Here is a 19,909-nt window from a genome sequence, read left to right on the forward strand (position 1 = left end):
AGTCACAACCAGGCATGCTGCGTTGTCCTGATTGGTGAGAGCACCGATCGCGAGGGAGAACCAATGAGCATCACCGAACAGCAGATCGCCACCTCGGTTCTGGTGATCGGGACCGGTGGTGCCGGCCTCCGGGCGGCGATCGAGCTGGCAGAACAGGGCGTCGAGGTGCTCGCCCTCGGCAAGCGCCCACGATCCGACGCGCACACGTCGCTGGCGGCCGGCGGCATCAACGCCGCGCTGGCCACGATGGACCCCGAGGACACCTGGCAGCAGCACGCGGCCGACACGCTGCAGGAGAGCTACCTGCTCGCGAACCCGATCACGGTCGAGATCGTCGCCAGGGGCGCCGCCCGCGGGATCGAGGACCTGGAGCGCTGGGGCATGCCGTTCGCGCGCGAGGCGGACGGTCGGATCTCGCAGCGGTTCTTCGGAGCGCACACCTACCGCCGCACCGCATTCGCCGGCGACTACACCGGTCTGGAGATCCAGCGCACGTTGATCAACCGCGCGGTGCAGCTCGGCGTACCGATCCTGGACACGGTCTACGTGACGTCGATCCTGGTCAAGGACAACACCGTCTTCGGGGCGTACGGGTTCGATCTGACGACCGGTCGGCGCTACGTCATCCACGCCGACGCGGTGATCCTGGCCGCGGGCGGCCACACCCGGATCTGGCGGCGTACGTCGTCGCGGCGCGACGAGAACACCGGCGACGCGTTCCGGCTCGCGGTCAAGGCGGGCGGGAGGCTGCGTGATCCCGAGCTCGTCCAGTTCCACCCGTCCGGGCTGATCGAGCCCGAGAACGCCGCCGGCACGCTGGTCTCCGAGGCGGCCCGCGGCGAGGGCGGCCAACTGCGCAACGCGCTCGGCGAGCGGTTCATGGCCCGGTACGACGCGGACCGGATGGAGCTGTCGACGCGGGACCGCGTCGCGCTGGCGGAGTACACCGAGATCAGGGAAGGCCGCGGCACCCCGAACGGCGGCGTCTGGCTGGACGTGTCCCACCTCCCCCGGGAGACGATCATGCGTCGGCTCCCGCGCGTCTACCAGACGCTGCTCGAACTGCAGATGCTCGACATCACCAAGCAGCCGATCGAGATCGCCCCGACCGCGCACTACTCGATGGGCGGAGTCTGGGTCCGGCCCGAGGACCACGGCACCGGCGTCGACGGGTTGTGGGCGATCGGCGAGGCGGCCAGCGGGCTGCACGGCGCGAACCGGCTCGGCGGCAACTCGCTGATCGAGCTGCTCGTGTTCGGGCGGATCGTGGCCGAGGAAGCCGCGAAGTACTCGATCGGCCGGCAGGCGCAGCTGCGGTCGGCCGACGCGGTCGCCGAAGCCCGGGCCGAGATCGACGACCTGCTCGCGAACGACGGGCCGGAGAACGTCCGCGCCCTGCAACGGTCCCTGCGCGACACCATGACCGCGCGCGCCGGCGTCGTCCGCGACGAGCACGGGCTGAACGCCGGACTGGCGGAGCTGGCCGAGCTCGAGGAGCGGATCACGCAGGTCGGCGTGCATCCGGACATCGCCGGCTTCCAGGACCTGGCGCACGCGTTCGACCTGAAGGCGTCGGCGATGGCGGCGCGGGCGACCCTTGACGCCGCGCTGGTCCGGCGGGAGACACGCGGCTGCCACAACCGGTCCGACTACCCCGAGCTCGACGACGCATTGCAGGTGAACTTCGTCTGGTCCGGTCCCGGTGCCATCGAGGCCGAGCAGATCCCGCCGATCCCGGACGAGTTCCGGCGGCTGATGCGGCACGTCTCGAGCGACGGCAAGCTGGTCGAGTGAGGTGACCGCCCTCATCTCGGCCCGCCATCGTGCGTGCCGTGTCGCTCTGATGGGGTACTTCGGATCGGGTCGCACGGTCGGTGGACCGTGGATGTGCGTCACCCCGAGAGGTGACTGACCCGCCGGCCGGTTTCGGGCTGCCATGGAAGCGCAAGCTGTCCCGGCCGAGCGAGGAGGGCCACCATGGCGCGTCAGACCACGGACCTCGAGGACGAGTACGAGTACGAATCCGAGTGGGAGGACGAGTACGAGTCCGAGGACGAAGCCGAGTGGGAGGACGAGCTCGAGGGCGAGTCCGAGCTCGAGGAGGAGTACGAGGACGAGGACTTCTTCCCCGGCCTCGGCGGCGTCGTGAACGCCATCGGCGGCCTGCTCGGCGAAGAGGAGTACGAGTGGGAAGAGGAAGGCGAGGAGGAGTCCGAGGACGAGGCCTTCCTCGGCCTGCTCGGCCCGATCGCCAAGATCGCCGGCGGACTGCTCGGCGGTGGCGGGGGCGGTGGCGGTGATGGTGAGTACGAGGACGAGGCCGAGGACGAGCTCGAGTCGGAGGAAGAGGCCGAGGAGTTCTTCAAACGGCTGAAGGGCGTGTTCCGGAAGGCCGCGCCGTTCCTCAAGACCCTGGCGAAGACGGCCGGTCCGCTGGTCGCGACCGCCATCGGCGGCCCGGCAGCCGGTGCCGTAGCCCGCGCCGTGACCTCGCAGCTCGAAGGTGAGTACGAGGAGGAGTTCGAGGCCGAGTTCGAAGAGATGGCCGCAGCCCCGCTCGCACCGTCACAGGCCTTCGCCGAGTACCTCGCCGCACAGGCCGCGGCCACCGAGTCCGAGTCCGAGGCAGAAGCCCTCGGCGGCGCGGCGGCGTACTCCGCGATCAACCCGCAGGACCGGCGTGAGCTCGAGCGCCTGCTGCCGCATCTGTTGCGCGGCGCGGCCACGATCACGCGGATGCTGCACGGCAACCGCAGTACGCGGCCCGCCGTACGCCTGGTTCCTGGTATCGCCGATGGCGCCGCCCGGACGATCGCCCGGCGGATCGCCGCCGGTGAGCCGGTCGGTCCGGTCGAGCTCGGCCAGGTGATGGGCGCCGCGACCACCAAGGCCTTGATGCCCGGTCGTGTCCGGCAGGCAGTCATGCGGCGGCACGCCCGTGGGCTCAGCCGCAGCCGTCGGCGCTACCACGGTCGTCGTGGCAGCAGCGCCTGGCGCCGTACCGGATCCCGTCGTGGGCGTCCGAGCTACCGCAGCAGCGGGCGGGGCCGTGGCCTGACCGTACGTCGTCAGCCGGTCCGCAGCCGGGCAGTCGGCGGATCCGGACGCGTACCGCGGCCGCGTCCCGGCATGGTGCGGATCACCACACCGGTGCGCATCCCGCCGAAGGGCGGACGGCCGGCCCGCGTGGTCCGGGTCGTCAGCGACGTCCGCGTGCCGCGTGGCGCCGTACCCGCCGGACGGCCGACCAGTACCGCCGGGCGCCGGCCGCGCCGCTGATCGCACACCCGACTTGGAGGGGCAAGGACCATGGCATCCGCGTTGAACCGTAGCTATCCCGAGATCCAGGGCGAGTTCGAACTCGAGGACGAGTTCGAGGAAGAAGTTGAGGTCGAGGCTGAGGACGAGGGCGAGCTCGAGTTCGAAGCCGAGGACGAGGACGAGGACTTCCTCGGCGCGATCGGCGGGATCGGCAAGGCCCTCGGCGGGCTGCTGAGCGGCGGTGGCGACGGCGAGTACGAAGCCGAGTTCGAGTTCGAGGCCGAAGCGGAGACCGAGGACGAAGCCGAGGAGGAGTACGAGGACGAGGACTTCGTGAACCCGATCCGGCGGATCTACCCGGACGCCGAGCTGATGGCGCACCTGTCGGCGAAAGCCGCCCAGACCTCCAGCGAGGCCGAGGCGGAAGCGTTCCTCGGGGCACTCGTCCCGATCGCGTCCAAGCTGATCCCGCGCGCCGCCGGCGTCCTGGCCCGCAACGCGCCGGCCCTGATCCGCGGTACGTCGGCCCTCGGCCGGCGGCTGCGGCGGAACCCGGCCACCCGCAAGTACGTGATGGCGATGCCGGTGATCCTGCAGCGAACCGCGCAGAGCCTCGCCGACCAGGCTGCGGCCGGACGCAACGTGTCCCCGGAGACCGCGATCTCGACGATGACGCGGATCGCCGGGCGGATGTTCCGGCAGGCGCCCGAACGCAACCGCGCGATGCGTGCCGTCGGCACGTTCGACCGCCGGTACCGCCGCCGCGGCCGTGCCCAGGCGACTTCCGGCGTCCGGCGGACGCGCCGGCCGCAGCCCACCCGGCGCCGCCGGGCCAGGCGCTGACCTGTGGTGGGGAGGGACGATGCCGTACCTGACGGACCTCGCGGGCGTCGCCCGTAAGACCAGCCTCGAGGTCATCGAGGTACCCGGCTGGCAGACCCGCGGCCGGGACGAGATGAGCGACGTCCGCGCGGTCGTGTGTCATCACACCGCGACGCTGAACAAGACCGCCGACATGCCGTCGCTGGACACCCTGATCAACGGGCGTCCGGACCTCAGTGGTCCGTTGTCGCACTTCGGGTTGTCGCGGTCCGGCAAAGTGTACGTGATCGCGGCCGGACGCTGTAACCACGCCGGCACCGTGCGGGATCCGTCGTGGGGCAACAGCCACTCGATCGGCATCGAGGCCGAGGCGACCGGTACGGACGCGACCTGGCCCGAGGTGCAGATGGCGGCGTACGCGCAGTTGTGCCGGGTGCTGATCGATCACTTCGGGCTGAGTGTGAACGCGGTGCTCGGGCACAAGGAGGTCGCGGATCCGCCCAAGCGGAAGATCGACCCGAACTTCGATATGGACGCGTTCCGCACCCGCATCAGCTCGCTCAGCGGTATCACTCCCCCACCACCTACGCCCTCCACACCTACTCCTGCTCCTACTCCTGCTCCAACTCCTCCTGCTACCTCCTCCTGGTGGTCGTGGCTGCCTTCACTCCCGTGGTTCGAAGGCGAGGTGGCCGCGACTCCCATCGCTTCGACGCGACCGAGCCGCGACGTGCTTCCGGCGTACCTGTCCGGCCAGGCGCTCAACGTCCGCCGGCACCTGGTCGCACTCCGCGACTTCCGCCGCGACGAGTTCGGCGCCCAACCCGCCCGTCCGAGCGAAGGACACGTGCAGGCCGTCAACGCCCTGCTGGCAACGCTGCGCGGACCGCTGAACACGATCGTCGAGCGGCTGGATCGCGCCACCGACGCCGCGCAGACCAACCCGTCGCCGCACCGCGTCGGCCTCGCCCTCGACCTGAAGTCGCAGGCACACGATCTGGTCCGCGCCACCGAACGCGTCTGGGACTTCTACTTCGAGCTGTTCGGGCAACGCCAGAGCGCGTTCGGCGAATGGCTCGACGCCTGCGACCGGATCACCCTTGATTGCTATCAGCACGTATTCATGCACCTGGGCAACGAACGCAGCATCCCGGCCCCGCCCCCGTTCTGCTACATGCGGACCGGATTCTCACCGGCCACGTTCCGGCGCGGCATCCCGCTGCGCCGGCTCGGGCGGCAGCTGAACCCGTTTCCCCTGGTGCAGTTGCCTTATCACCGCCTGGTCAACCCGTGGACCATCGGCGCGATCCTGCACGAGGTGTCGCACAACCTGCAGAACGAGCTGCAGCTCGAGCAGGCGATTCCGTCGTCGATCGGGCGACGGTTGCGTGAGGCCGGCGTACCTGTTGCCGTGAGCAACATTTGGGTCAGGTGGAACCGGGAGATCTTCGGCGACATGGTCGGCGGCCTGCTAGGTGGCGAGGCGTTCGTGTCGTCGTTGATGGACGTGATCGGGCGCGGGCCGGCGCAGAGCTTCGGTTATACGCCGCGGTCGGTGCATCCGACGCCGTACCTGCGGACGTTCCTGTCCTGCGAACTGTTGCGCCGGATGGGGTTCCCGGAACGGGCCGCCGAGTTCCGGCGCGCGTGGTCGCAGCTGTACTCGGTCCCGCGCGAGTCGACGATGCCGCCGAAGCTGCTGGCCACCGCCCGGACCGCGATCCCGGCCGTCGTCGAGGCCGTCTGCTACACGCCGTTCCAGGGACTCGGCGGGAAGTCGCTGCGTGAGGTGATCTTCTTCGAGCCGCGGCACCAGGCGATGATCGACGAGGCCGGCGTACGGCTCGCCAAGGGTGTCGATCCCGGTGTCGTTCCGGAGCGGTTCCTGATCGGCGCCGTACGTTCCGCGCTCGATCATCATCGCGCCGAGCCGGACCAGTTGATGCGTAACTTCTACGCGCAGCTGGCCAGGCGGTGATCGCGATGACGCTCGAGGACCGCCGTACTGCGTTGCACCAGGCGCTCCGCGCACTCTGGCTCGCGGTCGCCGAACTGGTCCTGAACGCGAACGACGACCAGCCCGACGAGAGCGACCTGGCCGCGGCCGAGCACGTCGCCCAGCTGACCGTCGAGATCCAGGGCCGGCTGGCCGAGGCGATCGCCGCTCAGAAGCAGCCGGCGGCCGTCGAGCTGGCCGAGGTCGACCGGTTGGTGCGGGAAGCAAGTCTCATCTACTGGCGCGATCTGCGCGCCCACGAGGCGGTCTCACGACTGCGCGGCTCCACACGACGCCGGGGTGGTCCCTGGCCGTCGTGGTGGTCGGGTGTCGAGCAGAGCCTCGAACGCTGTGAAGAACCGCTCGTCGCCGCCGGTCTCGCGATCGGCGACGCGTGGCATGAGCTCGTCACCGGATCGTCCCTGACGGGGACCGGGACGAATACCTCCAGGAGGTCGTCGTGACCAATGACAAGTTGCAGCCAGGACTCCCGGTCGTCGAGGTCGACCAGGCTTTCCCGCTGATGACCACGGACTCGGTCGCCCGCCCGACGACCGGCTCCGGCACCGGCGACCAGAGCCCGGTGGTGAGCGCTGCCATCCGCGACGTCCTGGGCTGGCGCCCCCGCGTCCAGGACCCGAAGGCCTTCACCGCCGCCCTCACCGCCTCCTTCGAACTCTCCACCTTCGAGGACCACGTCGTCACCAAGTACGTCCCCCGCGGCGTCGCGGTCCAGGCCGACCTCGGCGGCGTCACCGGCGGCCAGGCGTCGCTCTATCTGCGAGCCAAAGCCGCCCACGAACAAATCACCCGGATGCTCGACAGCCTCCAGCCCCTCCGCACCGACGCCGACCCCCAGGACTGCGAGGCCTACCGAACCCTGGTCCGGGACTCCGTCCGCCGCATAGTCACCGAGTTCGGCCGCGAAGGCGGCCCCCGAGTCCCCCTCGTCGACTCCGCCTTCGGCGTACTGACCGGCTTCAACCCGACCACGACCGGCGGCTCCGTAGGCTCGCCGCCTGCGTCCGGGTTCTCCAGGTTCGTGGCCGCGATCCGTCCCCGGACCTCGGTGGGCAGTGGGCCGACGACGGTGCCCGCCGCGGTCGCCGAGATCGATCCGGACAGCGTGCCCGGTCAGCTCGGCGCGCTGCGCGACCGGTTCGGGCTCGACGACGATCACGTCAACACAGTCGACGAAGAGAAGCAGCGGACGAGCTTCTGGACCCTGGTCGAGCTGGTCACCGATCTGCAGCGCTCGTGGGCGTTGCGCCGTACGGACTTCACGCTCGGCGCCGGCAGCGGGTTCCTGGGCACGGACCTCGTGCAGATCAGCAGGTTGCTCGCAGCAGCCTCCGAACAGGTCGACGAGTTCGAGGCGGTACTCGACTCGGTGCTCGTGTCGGGCGCCGAGCGGCAGACCGTGATCCTGGACCGTGGCACCGGGCTGACGCTCGACGATCTGACCCAATGGCTGCGCGTGTTCGTCACCGAGGACGGGCCGAACATCATCCGCGACACCGGCCGCGACGGCCTGGTCTCGACCTTCACTCCGACTGCGATCGACCTGCTCGTCACCCTTCGCGACAAGCTCGTCCGACGGCTCATTCCCTGCGGCAGCTCGGGATGCGCCGGCGGTTGCCACTGCGGCTCCCGCGGCAAGGTCACGTGCATCCCACTCGGATGCTGTACGCCGCTACCGCCCGGCATGTACTCCGGGCGCGTCAAGATCGCGGTGTCGACGCTGTGCGGCCTGATCGAACGGTTGACCGCGAAGGCGATCCGCATCGGCCGCTTCTCCGGGGTCGTACTGCTCGATCTCGCGGTCATGCCCTTCGAGGACGACACCCAGGCGCTCGGACAGGACTTCGTCCGCGTCGAGGTCAGGGGTCTGCACCTGCGTCCGACGTACGTCCCGGCGTTCGTTACCGGTGGCGAGCAGCCGTTCGATCTGTCGACGCTCGTTCTCCCGCTGCAAGGCAGCGCCAGCGGCGACGACGACCACCTCAGCGGAATCTTCCAGCGCGGCGCGTTGCCGGATTCGCTGCAGCAGCTGCTCACCGACGCCGGCGGCCGAGGCATTCTGCTGGCTGCCAGCGAGGTGCCGTTGGCGATCGTGGACGGCGAACTCGGCCGACTCGTGCAGGGCCCGAGTGTCACCACGTGGCCGCGGCTGCGGCCGGCGTACGACGTGGATCCGGACGGCGCACCGGATGCCTGGAGTGAGATTCCGCCGAACCAGCGGTTCGTCCCGCAGTCCCCGGTCGACCCGCTCGAACCCGAGCCTGCCGACGACGACTGCCTGGACGACTGCGACGACGACTGCGAAGACTGCGGTTGCGGCTGCCACGGATTCCAGGTGGCCCACTCGGCACTGGCCCGCTTCCGCGCGATCCTCGCCGACAAGGACGTCCAGGAGCGGGCACGCAAGCTTGCCGACGACTGGCCGGAGCTGAGGGAACTCGCGGACTCGCGGTTCGTGAAGACGCTCCGGAGCGACGAGCTGCAGGACCTGTTGACGGCGGTCGACGTCGCGAACGCCCGGCGTACCGAGGACGAGGTCGTCGAGGAACGTGCCGAGCGCGCCGAGGCAAAGGTCGAGCGACGGATCGAGGACCTGGAGATCCGCGCGGAGGTCGCCCTCCAGGCGGCGCTGCGGGCGCGTAAGGAGCTGGAACGGGCGAAGGAGCTGGCCAAGCCCCGCGAACCTGAACCGGACCAGGAGGCCGAGGTCGAGGCGGTCCCGCAGGAACCGGCGCCGTTCCTCGCCGTCGCCAACCAGCTGAAGGCGACGTCTCCGGCGAAGAGAACCGCGAAGAAGACAGCGGCCAGGAAGACGGCGGCGAAGACAGTGGCGAAGACAGTGGCCAAGAAGACCGCAGGTTCGCGCGGGAGGAGGAGCTGACATGCTTTCCGAGCGGGATTATCAGGACTTGCTGGATCGGATGCAGGCGCTGCGGAGTCAGGTGGCGGAGCGGTTGTCGGGGAGTTTGGTTTCGAATCCGGCGTTGGCGGAGGAGATCAACAAGCAGCTCGACGATCTGGTCACGGCGGCTCGGGAGGCGGATGCGGCGGGGCCGCGGCCGCCGGACCGGGGGCTGGCGGAGTTGGTCGGGGTCGGGCCGGATGCGGCGCAGGACTTCGGCGACGTCAAGATTCCGCAGGGCGTCGCGGAGTACGACGAGAACGTCAACTCCGAGCGAGTCGTCGCGGTCGGCGATCTGTACTACATCTACCAGCACGAGAAGATCGGCGTCTTCAAGGTCGTGCAGCGTTTGAAGCAGCTGTTCGAGGGCGGCGCGATCCGGCTGTCCGGCGGCGAGGGCGCCTATCGGCTCTACCAGTTCGACCGTCGCGACGTACTGCGCTACACCGCGAAGGACCGGCTCGCGGCGTACCGACGGGTGCTCGGCTACGGCCGCGGACTCGGCGCCGGGCAGAGCCGGCCGAACACCGACTTCCACATGCTGTTCTCGCACTTCATCAACCAGGTCACGCTGTTCTGGCGCGACAAGCGGATCAGCGACGTGATCCGGGAGCGGGCGCTGGACCCGAGCTTCGGATCGATCGCGGTCGTCCGCCGGGCCGGGCTCGACCTGCGCAACAACCTGAAATTCACCTCGTACGGTCACCTCAACGTACTGCGGGTCGAAGTCATGCAGCTGCTCGAGGAATGCTTCGCGATCCTCGGCTCCGAGGACGTCAAGGACCTGTTCGGCGCCGCGAACGCGTGGGACGTGGTCGACGAGGTGCTGATCAGGTACTTCGACGTCCGCCTGCAGAGCAGCCCGCGGCAACGGATGGCGGTCAACGGCCGCGACGTACTGCGCTGGCTGTCCGGCAACCACGTGATGGAGACCGGGCGCGGTCAGTTCGAGGCGCTGCTGATGGAGATCGCCGAACCGTCCGAGGAATGGCTGACATCCGCACAGGCCATGAGCCTCGCCCGGCGCTCCGGGACCGACCGGGTCATGCCCTGGGAGCAGCTGGGACAGTCCGGCATCGCCGCGCGGTACAGCGAACGTACGCCGGCGCAGATGCCGCCGAGCGCCCGCGGGCCGATGTACCCGCGACGCGGCGGCACCGGTACCTATCGCGGCGGCCAAGGCGGCGTACCCGTCCGGACCCGCCCGTGACTGAACGATGCTGAACGATGATCCCGCCTGCCCTCGGCGCTGTGCTTGCCGCTGCCAAGCAGCGGCAAGCGCGCCGCCTGACCGAGCTGCTGGACTGGCTTGCCATCCCCTCGGTCAGCGCGGACCCTCGTCACACCGACGACGTACGCCGGGCCGCCCGCTGGCTCGCGTCCTGGCAGCGGGCTCGCGGCGCGACGGTGGACCTGCGGCCGACGCGCAACGGGCGCGATGTCGTCGTCGCACGCTGGCCGGCCGCGCCCGGTGCGCGGCAGGTGGTGATCTACGGGCACTATGACGTCCAGCCGGCCGGGCCTGGCTGGTCTTCGCATCCGTTCCGCCCGGTCATTCGTGACGGCGTCATCTACGCCCGCGGCGCGAACGACGACAAGGGACAGCTGTTCGCGCATCTGTGCGCGCTGGACGCGTGGCCCGGCGTACTGCCCGCCGAGGTCGTCGTGATCGCGGAGGGGGCCGAGGAGGTCGGCAGCCCCGGCTTCGCGCAGGTCCTGGGCGAACTCCGCGGCCTCCGCCCGACGGCGGTGATCGTCTCCGACACCGAACGGTACGACGACGGCACGCCGACCGTGACGATCGGCCAACGCGGCCGCCTTGCCGCATCGCTCACCGTCGACACCGGCGGTACGGCGGTACACGCCGGGCGTCTCGGCGGCGCCGTCGTCGACCCGAGCCTCGTGCTCGCCGAGGCGCTCCGCATCCTGCAGGCGGAACTCTTCGCGGATGCCGTCGCCGTCCGGTCCAGCGCGACGTTGAGGACCGACAACTCGATCAAGCGAGCCGCACCGGGTCGTGCCACGATCGGTCGCGGTCTCGACAAGCGGATCACGTTGCGCGGATCGGTCGGAGTCACGCAACTCGTCGCCGGCACCGGTGGCGCGTCGCTGCCATCGCGCGCGGTCGCGACGCTCGACGTCCGGCTGCCGCCGCGGTCGGACCCGGCGGACGTCGTACTGCGGGCTCGTCGGCTGCTGTCGACCTTCGCACCACACGTCGAACTCCGATTCACCGGCGGCGTGCCGGCCATCGAGACAGCACCGGACGATTTTGTCCGGCAGGCAGTGCACCAAGCGTGTATCGCGATCGTCGGCCGGCCGCCGGTCGACGTACGGTCCGGTGGCACGATCCCGGCCGTCGGCATCCTGTCCCGGGCGTTGCGGATTCGCCCGCTGTTGCTGGGATTCGGGCCGCCGGCGGGGAACGCGCACGGGCCTGACGAGGCGATGGACATCGCCGGATGGGCGGCCGGAGTACAACTGTCCGCGGCGCTGCTGTCGGCATTGACCCGGCCTATTGGAGCCGAGCCGGTACCGGTATTGCGGCGAAAGGATCACCATGGAGGGATCCGGCAGTTTCGTTGCGGCCAATTGCCGGTGCAGCTCGAGGGGGAGGGACGATGACTGCTACCGCTACGCCTGCGTCGATCCGGGGGTCCGCGACCTCGGCGCACTCGCCTCCCCCACGCCGCACCAACTCGGAGGAGACGGCGGACGCGGCGCTACAGCAGTGCATCGTGGCCGCGCTACGAGCGATGATCGACCACGTCGAACTGACCGTCGTCGAGACGACGACCAGCGACGGCGCGGTATCGGTGATGCTCGAGCACGACAACGTGCGCTGTGTCCTGGTCGTCTCGGCCCAGGTCCCCCGCCACACCCTCAGCCCCCGCGAACTCCAGATCGCCCGCCTCGTCGCCGACGGCGCCACCAACCGCGCCATCGCCAGCTCCCTCGACATCAGCCCCTGGACGGTCTCCACCCACATGCGCCGAATCTTCGCCAAACTCGACGTCTCCAGCCGAGCCGAAATGGTCGCCCAATTCTTCGGCGCCTGATCCGGGGTCACCGCAGCAGGCTGAGGACCAGGGACAGGGCGGGCCAGTTGGTGCGGCCGCGGCGGGTCAGGGTGTGGGCGCGCATCCGGGGTTCGGGAGTGCGGAGGCGGCGGAGGGAGATGCCGGTGGTTCTGGGATAGGCGGCGGGCATGAGGGCTACGCCGAGGCCGGCGGTGATCATTTCCTGCACGAGTTGGAGGGTGTCGGCGCGTTGGGTGATGCGGGGTTCGAAGCCGGCGAGGGCGGCCAGGGTGCGGACCACCAGTTCGTCGGCGTTGTGGCGGGAGTTCACGATCCAGTCGCTGTCGGCGAAGGCGGCCAGTACTTCGGCTGCCGTGCCGGTGGTGCGGCGGGACTGGGACGGTACGGCGAGGCCCCAGGTGGACTCCCAGAGTGGAGTGGATTCGAGGGCCGGGTCGACCGCGGCGGGTGCGAGGTTGTAGTCGTAGCTCAGCACGAGGTCGACCTGGTCGCGTTCCAGCAGCGCGAGCGCCTCGGGTGGCTCCTGCTCCTGGATCTCCAGCCGTACGGCGGGGTGCTCCGCGGCGAGCCGATGGACGACGGGCAGCAGGCTGTCCCGGATCACGGTGTGAAAGGCGGCCACGCGGACCGTCCCGGCGGGCTCGGCCGACGGATCGAGGTCGGCGCGGGCCGCCTCGTGCGCCGCGAGGATCTCGACGGCGTGCCCGGCCAGCCGCCGGCCCGCCGGGGTGAGCCGGACACGACGACCGTCGGGCTCGATCAACGGCGTACCGACCTCTTTCGCCAGCGCGGCGATCTGCTGCGAGACGGTCGACGTGGTCACGCCGAGGGCCGCGGAGACCGCCTGCATCGAGCCCTGCCGGGACAGCGCGAGCAGCAGTTCGAGACGCCGTACGTCCATTCATGAATCATGAACGATTCATCCAGGATTAGCACGTGGACGCGAACAAAATCGCGAGCTTCACTGGGAGGCATGCGTACACGGGACAGGCAGACCGGCATCGCGTTCGCGGTCCTGTCGATGACGATGGTCCAGCTCGGGCTGGCCGCCTCCGTCGGGCTCTTCGACCGGGTCGGTCCGGAAGGCGCGGCCTGGCTGCGGCTCGCCTGCGCCGGCCTGATCGTGCTCGTCCTGTTCCGCCCGCGCCGCAGCTCGTTCGACCGCAAGTCGTTCCTGGCCGCGGTCGGTCTCGGCATCGCCACCGCCGGTGTGACGCTCCTGTTCATGGCCGCCGCGGCCCGGCTCCCGCTCGGTACGGCGAGCGCGCTCGAGTTCCTCGGTCCGCTCTCGGTCGCGGTACTACGCAGCCGCGGCCGACTGATCTGGCCGGGGCTGGCGTTCGTCGGCGTGATGCTGCTGACGCAACCGTGGCACGGCTCGGTCGACGGGCTGGGCGTGCTGTTCGCACTGGGAGCGGCCGCCTGCTGGGCGGCGTACATCGTCCTCACGCAGCGGGTCGGCGGGAGCGTGACCGGTCTTCAGGGCATGGGCGTCTCGCTCCCGGTGGCCGCCGTCGTCGCCACCGCGGTCGCCGGGCCGAGCACGATCCCGGTGATGACGTGGCAGTTGGTCGTGATCGGCTTCGGGCTGGCGCTGCTGCTCCCGGTGATCCCGTTCAGCCTCGAGTACCTGGCTCTCCGCAGGCTCGACGCCGGCGTGTTCGGCACCCTGATGAGCCTCGAGCCCGCGCTCGCACTACTCGTCGGCTGGATCTTCCTCGGCCAGGCGCCGGGGCTCCTGCAGGTGGTCGGCATCGCCTCGGTGGTGGCCGCAGGCGTCGGCGCCGAGCGGTCGGTCGAACAAGCCGACCGGCTCAGCGCCGATGTGGACCGAGTCTCCGTCGCCTGACGAGTGTGACTACGCGGCGTTCTCCGCGGCAGCGCGGGCTTGGGCTACCTCTTGGCCTTTGACGGTTTCGGGGTAGCGGGCCAGCATGTCGCGGAGTTCGTCCGCGCCGACGTTGGCGCCGAAGGACTCGGCGCCGGGCTCCAGACGCTTGCCCTCGGCAAGCGGGCCGGCGAGGACCGGATCGAAGCCGAGGGCCTCGACGAGGGTCGCCGCCTCGGCCGCGTCGGCGGCCTCACCCGCGATTGCGATGGCCTTGCGGTCCAGCGATCCGGCAGGGCGAGCGCCTTCGTCGAGGTCGTGGTAGCCCATGTGGTTGAAGGCTTTGACGACGCGGGACCCGGGCAGGAATTCCTGGAGGAGCTCCGAGGACGACGTCCGCGGGTCGGTCAGGTCGTCGCGGATGCCGTCGACCTCCCACCAGTAGTTCATCGCGTCGATGACGAGCTTCCCGCGCAGCGCGTCGACCGGGATCGACTGGTACTTGCCGAGTGGCAGCGCCAGGATCACCACGTCGGCCTCGGCCGCCGCCTGAGCAGCGGTCGTGGCTTCGGCGCCGGGCGTGACGACCTCCACGATCAGCGCGATCTTGGAAACCTCACCCGACCCGGCGATCAGCACGCGATACCCAGCGGCGATCGCGAGCCGAGCCAGAACAGTCCCGACCTTCCCCGCTCCGAGGATCCCGATCGTGGTCACTTCGACTCCGCCAGCATGTCGCGCACCAGCGGGATGACCTTCGTGCCGTACAGCTCGACGGCCTTCAGCCGGGCGCTCACCGGCAGCGGACCACCCGAGTAGATCAGGTCGAACCGCGAAACCCCGAGCGTCCCGACGGCATCGGCGATCCGGCGCGCCACAGTCTCCGGCGACCCGACGTACATCGACCCGTGCAGTACTTCGGACTCGAACTCCTCGCGCTTCAGCGGCGGCCAGCCGCGCAGTGCGCCGATCCGGTCCCGCATCACCTTGTACGGCGCGTAGAAGATCTCCTTCGCCAGCTCGTCGGTCTCCGCGACGAATCCCGGCGAGTGCATCCCGACCGGATGCGCGACGGTGCCGAACTGCTCGGCCGCCCGCTTGTACAGATCCAGGTACGGCGCGAACCGGTCCGGCGCGCCACCGATGATCGCGAGCATCAACGGCAACCCGTAGTACGCCGTGCGTACGACGGACTGCGGCGACCCGCCGACCCCGACCCAGGTGTTCAGCCGGCCGGACTCGGTCTTCGGATAGACGTCGGCGTTGTCGAGCGCGGCGCGAACCGTGCCCTCCCAGGTGACCGGCTTCTCGTCGAGCAGCTGCACGAACAACTGCAGCTTCTCCTCGAACAGCTTGTCGTAGTCGGCCAGGTCGTACCCGAACAGCGGGAACGACTCGGTGAACGACCCACGCCCGAGGATCACCTCGGCCCGTCCGTTCGACAGCGCGTCGACGGTGGAGAACCGCTGGAAGACCCGCACCGGGTCGTCCGAGCTCAGCACGGTGACACCGGAGCCGAGCTTGAGGTTCGACGTCTTCGTCGCGATACCGGCCAGCACCGTCTCCGGCGACGAGATCGAGTACTCCGGCCGGTGGTGCTCACCGAGCGCGATCGCGTTCACGCCGATCTGGTCGGCCAGGACCGCCTCCTCGACGACCTGCCGGATCGCCGCCGCGTCCGTCACCGGCGCGCCGCTGTCGTCCACCGGGATGTCCCCGAAGGAGTCCAACCCGAAATCCAACGTGGCCAACTCGGCCATGTCCGCACTCTCCTGTCCGCTCACCCTGATTAGTCTAGGTTGACACGTCAACACCAGACCAGGGGGCGTTCATTCCCCGGAGAGAAGTCAGACCCAGTGCCGCAGCTTGTCCGGGTTCAGCACGATCCAGACCGCGGCGACCTTCGCGCCGGTCACCTTCAGGCTCACGACGGCGACGACCCGGCCCGCACCACGCAGCACGACGCCCGGCTGGCCGTTGACCGCCTCCACGGTCAATGCCATATCAGGGTGCAGCCCGAGCACGCCGGACACGCACTCCGCGACCTGCGCGATCCCCCGCACCGGTCCCGGCGCGGTGAACACCTGCCCGCCGCCGTCGCTGACCGCGATCACGTCGGGCGTCAGCAAGCCCCGGATCGCACCGGCACTACCGGCCCGGCAGGCCGTCGCGAACCGGTGTACGACGGCATGATCGCTCCGCTTGAACACATCTCCTCCAGCTCAAGCGACAGCGCTGACGGCGGTGATCTTGGCCGGATTCATCATCCACAGCACCTCGTCGATGCCGTCGTCCGACGCGATCACCGTGCACACCGCGAACATCACGCCGTCGCGCTCGAGCATCGCGACCGCACGGCCGTTCGCCCGGCCGAACTCCACCGTGACACCGACCCAGAAGCGGTCGTGGAACGCCCGGTGGTACTTCGCCACCCGATCCCGCCCGACGACCGGGAACCTCGACGCACGCGCCGCCCCGCCGCCGTCGGAGTAGCTGATTGCGTCCTTGGCCAGCAACTGCTCCAGCACCGCGAGATCACCCGACCGCGCCGCCTCGACGAACGCCGACAGCAACTTCTTCTGCTGACTCCCGCTGACCTCGGTGCGGCGTTCCGCACGGATCCGCTTCCGAGCCCGGCTCACGAGCTGGCGCACCGCGGGCTCGGTCGACTGCAGCATCGTGGCCAGCTCGTCGTACGGGTAGTCGAACGCCTCGCGCAGGATGTACGCCGCCCGCTCGGTCGGTGACAGCCGCTCGAGCACGAGGAGGACGGCGAAACTCAACGCCTCCCCGCGCTCGGCACCGAGGTACGGGTCGGCGCTGGTGTCGACCGGCTCCGGCAGCCACGGCCCGATGTAGGTCTCCCGCCGGGCACGCGCGGACTGGCTCGCGTTGATCGCGAGCCTGGTCACCGCCGTCGACAGGTACGCCACCGGGTTCTGGACCGTACTGCGGTCCGCGGCCTGCCAGCGCAGCCACACCTCCTGGACCAGGTCCTCGGCCTCGGTGTGGCTGCCCAGCATCCGGTACGCGATCCCCATCAGGCGCGGCCGCACCTCGTTGAAGACCGCGACCGCGCCGTCAAGATCGTCGAGCTCCATCGACACCCTTCTGTCAGTCCCCTGCTGGAGAATACGGTGGCTCATCGCCCTCCAGCGCCTGGATCGCGCCGCGCAGGCTGTTCAGGTCGGCGGTCTCCGCCTGCGCCTCGTACGGGTCGAGCACCCAGTCGAGCTCGTCGTCCTCGGACTGTGTGCCCGCCGCGTCCAGCTCGATGTCCGCGTCGACCTCGACCTCGAGCTCCCGCAACTCGTCGTTCGTACCCATCGTCATCGACCGGCCTGCGCGGCGTACCACTCGTCGTAGTGCAGCTCGCCCAGAGTGGCGGGGCCGACCGGGACCAGGCTGCGCTCCTTCAGCTCGGCGCCGAAGTACAGCGCGTGCGGGTCGGAGACGACCTCGCGGGCGTCGCCGCGCTGCGCCAGCGCCTTGCGGAAGAACTCGTCCATCCGGTACTCGTCCGGGCCGGCGATGTCGATCCGCGCGTTCAGCGGCTCGCCCACGGCGACCTTCGCGAGGTCCTTCGCGACGTCGTCACCGGCGATCGGCGCCCACGCGACCGGCGCGATGTGCACCTTGCCGTCGTCGCCGGTGCCCGAGTCCGCGGTCGGGCCGACGAACTCGAAGAACTGCGTCGCGTGCACCAGCGAATACGGCAGACCGGAGGCCTTGATCAGCTCCTCCTGGGCGATCTTCGCCGCGAAGTAGGCATTCTCCGGCATCCGCTCGGTGCCGACGATCGAGATCCCGACGTGGTGCCGGACGCCGGCCGCGTCCTCTGCCTGCAGCACGTTGCTCGTCGAGGTCTTGAAGAACTCCATCACCGGCCCGGCCTCGAACGACGGCGAGTTGGCGACGTCGATCACGACGTCGACGCCCTTCAACACGTCGGCCAGACCCTCTCCGGTGATCGTGTTGACACCGGTGCTCGGCGCGGCCGGCACCGCCTCGTGGCCGTGCTCGGTGAGCTTCGCCACCAGCTTCGTGCCGATCAGGCCGGTGCCGCCGATCACGACGATCTTCATCGCAGAACCCCTTCGATTGTCTTTGGCTGTCACAGGTAAGACAGGGCACCCGCCCGGCTTGTGACAGTCACAGCTGATGCCTGTGTCCTGTCTCACTGAGAGACGACGCCTGACGAAGGGACACCCCGTGCCGAACGCCACGGTCCGGATCCGCGTGCGGATGACCGCGCGCCCGATCGACGAGCCGAACCGGGTCTCCAGCCAGCTGGAGCTGCTGTTCGACCTGACTTTCGTGGTCGCGATCGCCGCGGTCACCGAGCAGTTCGCGCACACGATCGCGGACGGCCACGCCGCCGACGGCGTACTGCCGTTCCTACAGGTTTTCTTCGCGATCTGGTGGGCCTGGATGAACTTCACCTGGTTCGCCTCGTCGTACGACACCGACGACGTCACGTACCGGATCCTGACCATGGTGCAGATGGCCGGCGTGCTGCTGCTCGCCGCGGGCGTCCCGGCGGCCGCGGACCACGGCGACTACGTGATGATCACGACCGGCTATCTGATCATGCGGCTCGGGCTGATCTCGCTCTGGCTGCGCGCGGGCATCGAGGACCCGGACTCACGTCGTACGGCGTTCCGCTACGCGTTCGGCATCGGGGCGTTGCAGCTGGGCTGGTTCGGGCGGCTGTATCTGGCCGACACCGGCGCGTCCGACACCGTGCTGCTCGTCGCGTTCATCGTGCTGGCGATTCTCGAGCTGTCCGTGCCGCTGTGGGCGGAGCGGCCGCGGGCGACGCACTGGCACCCGCATCACATCGCCGAGCGGTACGGGTTGTTCACGATCATCCTGCTCGGCGAAGCGGTCCTGGCCGCGTCCAACGCAGTACGGCGTGCTGTCGAGGAGACCGAGGTGAGCGCCGAGCTGATCGCGGTCGCCGCCTGCGGTCTGGTGATCCTGTTCGCGTTGTGGTGGCTGTATTTCCTGCACCCCGCGGGGCCGCGGCTCGAGGAGCGCCGGAGCCGCTCGTACCGCTGGGGCTACGGCCACTACGGGATCTTCGCGTCGCTCGCCGCGCTCGGCGCCGGACTGGAGGTCGTCGTCGAGCAGACCAGCCACGACCTGCACATCTCCCCGACTGCCGCGAGCTACTCGGTCGCCGCGCCGGCCGCCTGCTTCGTCGCGCTGTTGTGGGGCGTGCACCGGATCATCTCCGAGCCGTCCCGCGTCCACCTCGGTACGTCGTTCGCGGGCGTGGCGATCCTGCTGCTCCTGCCGCTCGCGACGCCGCACATCGGCTCGGTGGCAGATCTCGCGCTCATCGCGGCCACCTGTGTCGCGCTCGTCGCGATCGCCTCCTGGGACGAAGGCGTCAGGCAGTCAAACCGGACAGTGTCTTCAACGTCGACCGAATGACGTCCGCGATCGGCTCGCTGTCCGGGGCGGTGATCCACCGCTCGAACGACACCCGGAACACGGCGACCCCGGTCTCGGCCGCCAGCGGCGCGACGTCGGGAGCGACCCCGCGCTCGAGCAGGCCGTCGGTGAGCGCGGACGTCAGCGCGGCCATCTTGATCAGCTCGCGCTCGCGCAGCTCGGGGGTCGCGTTGATGACGCCCTGACGGCGGCGCGAGTACTCCCGGCGGATGTCGTCGAAGAACTCTGCCGACGCCAGCACGGCGGCCGCGACCGCCTCCATCGGCGTCGCGTCCGCCGGCGCATCGGCCAGCGCCTTCACCATCAACTGCTCGAGGAGCTCGGATCCGGCGAACAGCACCTCGCGCTTGTCCGCGAAGTGCCGGAAGAACGTGCGCGCGGTGACGCCGGCCCGGTCGGCGATGTCGGCGACGGTCGTGCCGTCGTACCCGCGCTCGGCGTACAGCGCCATCGCCGCCTCACGCAGCCGCCCGGCCGCGTCCGGTTCCCACCGTCCCATGGGTCGATCCTAGCTGATGTCATTGACTGACATCAGAGTGTGTAGCATGGTGATGTCAGTCAATGACATCACTCTTCGA

19 protein-coding genes are annotated in these 19,909 nt (G+C 69.7%); 11 read left to right on the forward strand and 8 right to left on the reverse strand.

Annotation, left to right across the window (positions count from 1 at the left end; translation table 11 throughout):
- The first annotated feature begins 63 nt into the window (after positions 1-63).
- The 9 genes from OHA10_RS34280 to OHA10_RS34320 all read left to right on the forward strand — a co-directional run bounded on the left by OHA10_RS34280 (position 64) and on the right by OHA10_RS34320 (position 12,061).
- Complete coding sequence (locus OHA10_RS34280) at positions 64-1,794, forward strand: L-aspartate oxidase (RefSeq protein WP_371402926.1); 1,731 nt, start codon at positions 64-66, stop codon at positions 1,792-1,794.
- Positions 1,795-1,977: 183 nt separating this feature from the next.
- The gene (locus tag OHA10_RS34285) at positions 1,978-3,279 is read left to right on the forward strand and encodes a hypothetical protein (protein WP_371402927.1); all 1,302 of its coding nucleotides are present in this window, start codon (positions 1,978-1,980) and stop codon (positions 3,277-3,279) included.
- Positions 3,280-3,309: 30 nt separating this feature from the next.
- Complete coding sequence (locus OHA10_RS34290; RefSeq protein WP_371402928.1) at positions 3,310-4,104, forward strand: hypothetical protein; 795 nt, start codon at positions 3,310-3,312, stop codon at positions 4,102-4,104.
- A 19-nt stretch (positions 4,105-4,123) separates the two neighbouring features.
- The gene (locus OHA10_RS34295) at positions 4,124-6,061 is read left to right on the forward strand and encodes an N-acetylmuramoyl-L-alanine amidase (protein WP_371402929.1); all 1,938 of its coding nucleotides are present in this window, start codon (positions 4,124-4,126) and stop codon (positions 6,059-6,061) included.
- A 5-nt stretch (positions 6,062-6,066) separates the two neighbouring features.
- Positions 6,067-6,543, forward strand: coding sequence for a hypothetical protein (locus OHA10_RS34300; RefSeq protein ID WP_371402930.1), 477 nt, complete (start codon positions 6,067-6,069; stop codon positions 6,541-6,543).
- Entirely contained in the window at positions 6,540-8,981 is a 2,442-nt protein-coding gene (locus OHA10_RS34305; RefSeq protein WP_371402931.1) for a hypothetical protein, read from the forward strand. The genes OHA10_RS34300 and OHA10_RS34305 overlap by 4 nt, the downstream gene beginning before the upstream one ends.
- A 1-nt stretch (position 8,982) precedes the next feature.
- The gene (locus OHA10_RS34310; RefSeq protein ID WP_371402932.1) at positions 8,983-10,212 is read left to right on the forward strand and encodes a hypothetical protein; all 1,230 of its coding nucleotides are present in this window, start codon (positions 8,983-8,985) and stop codon (positions 10,210-10,212) included.
- Between the two features lie 17 nt (positions 10,213-10,229).
- Positions 10,230-11,627: a M20/M25/M40 family metallo-hydrolase gene (locus OHA10_RS34315; protein ID WP_371402933.1), complete on the forward strand. Its 1,398-nt coding sequence runs from the start codon at positions 10,230-10,232 to the stop codon at positions 11,625-11,627.
- Complete coding sequence (locus OHA10_RS34320; RefSeq protein WP_371402934.1) at positions 11,624-12,061, forward strand: LuxR C-terminal-related transcriptional regulator; 438 nt, start codon at positions 11,624-11,626, stop codon at positions 12,059-12,061. The genes OHA10_RS34315 and OHA10_RS34320 overlap by 4 nt, the downstream gene beginning before the upstream one ends.
- 7 nt (positions 12,062-12,068) lie before the next feature.
- Here the strand turns inward: OHA10_RS34320 and OHA10_RS34325 are convergent, their stop codons facing one another.
- On the reverse strand, positions 12,069-12,944 hold the full coding sequence (locus tag OHA10_RS34325) for a LysR family transcriptional regulator (protein ID WP_371402935.1): 876 nt from the start codon (positions 12,942-12,944) through the stop codon (positions 12,069-12,071).
- A gap of 72 nt (positions 12,945-13,016) precedes the next feature.
- Between OHA10_RS34325 and OHA10_RS34330 the strand changes: the two genes are divergently transcribed.
- Positions 13,017-13,892 carry a DMT family transporter gene (locus OHA10_RS34330; protein ID WP_371402936.1) on the forward strand — a complete coding sequence of 292 codons (876 nt, stop codon included), beginning with the start codon at positions 13,017-13,019 and terminating at the stop codon, positions 13,890-13,892.
- A gap of 9 nt (positions 13,893-13,901) precedes the next feature.
- On the opposite strand, the gene OHA10_RS34335 is transcribed toward OHA10_RS34330, so the two are convergent.
- From OHA10_RS34335 to OHA10_RS34360, 6 genes are all read right to left on the reverse strand, one after another.
- Positions 13,902-14,588 carry an NADPH-dependent F420 reductase gene (locus OHA10_RS34335; protein ID WP_371402937.1) on the reverse strand — a complete coding sequence of 229 codons (687 nt, stop codon included), beginning with the start codon at positions 14,586-14,588 and terminating at the stop codon, positions 13,902-13,904.
- The gene (locus OHA10_RS34340; RefSeq protein ID WP_371402938.1) at positions 14,585-15,655 is read right to left on the reverse strand and encodes an LLM class flavin-dependent oxidoreductase; all 1,071 of its coding nucleotides are present in this window, start codon (positions 15,653-15,655) and stop codon (positions 14,585-14,587) included. The genes OHA10_RS34335 and OHA10_RS34340 overlap by 4 nt, the downstream gene beginning before the upstream one ends.
- A gap of 63 nt (positions 15,656-15,718) precedes the next feature.
- On the reverse strand, positions 15,719-16,081 hold the full coding sequence (locus tag OHA10_RS34345) for a hypothetical protein (protein ID WP_371402939.1): 363 nt from the start codon (positions 16,079-16,081) through the stop codon (positions 15,719-15,721).
- Positions 16,082-16,093: 12 nt separating this feature from the next.
- Complete coding sequence (locus OHA10_RS34350; protein ID WP_371402940.1) at positions 16,094-16,972, reverse strand: RNA polymerase sigma-70 factor; 879 nt, start codon at positions 16,970-16,972, stop codon at positions 16,094-16,096.
- Between the two features lie 13 nt (positions 16,973-16,985).
- Positions 16,986-17,204, reverse strand: a complete 219-nt coding sequence (locus OHA10_RS34355; RefSeq protein WP_371402941.1) for a hypothetical protein — start codon at positions 17,202-17,204, stop codon at positions 16,986-16,988.
- Positions 17,201-17,956, reverse strand: coding sequence for an SDR family oxidoreductase (locus OHA10_RS34360; protein ID WP_371402942.1), 756 nt, complete (start codon positions 17,954-17,956; stop codon positions 17,201-17,203). Before OHA10_RS34360 ends, OHA10_RS34355 begins: the two co-directional genes overlap by 4 nt.
- Before the next feature lie 127 nt (positions 17,957-18,083).
- Between OHA10_RS34360 and OHA10_RS34365 the strand changes: the two genes are divergently transcribed.
- Positions 18,084-19,310 carry a low temperature requirement protein A gene (locus OHA10_RS34365; RefSeq protein WP_371402943.1) on the forward strand — a complete coding sequence of 409 codons (1,227 nt, stop codon included), beginning with the start codon at positions 18,084-18,086 and terminating at the stop codon, positions 19,308-19,310.
- Here the strand turns inward: OHA10_RS34365 and OHA10_RS34370 are convergent.
- Complete coding sequence (locus OHA10_RS34370) at positions 19,267-19,830, reverse strand: TetR/AcrR family transcriptional regulator (protein WP_371402944.1); 564 nt, start codon at positions 19,828-19,830, stop codon at positions 19,267-19,269. The two genes, OHA10_RS34365 and OHA10_RS34370, sit on opposite strands and share 44 nt — an antisense overlap.
- Between the last annotated feature and the right edge of the window lie 79 nt (positions 19,831-19,909).

This window comes from Kribbella sp. NBC_00662, assembly GCF_041430295.1.
Lineage (GTDB): Bacteria > Actinomycetota > Actinomycetes > Propionibacteriales > Kribbellaceae > Kribbella.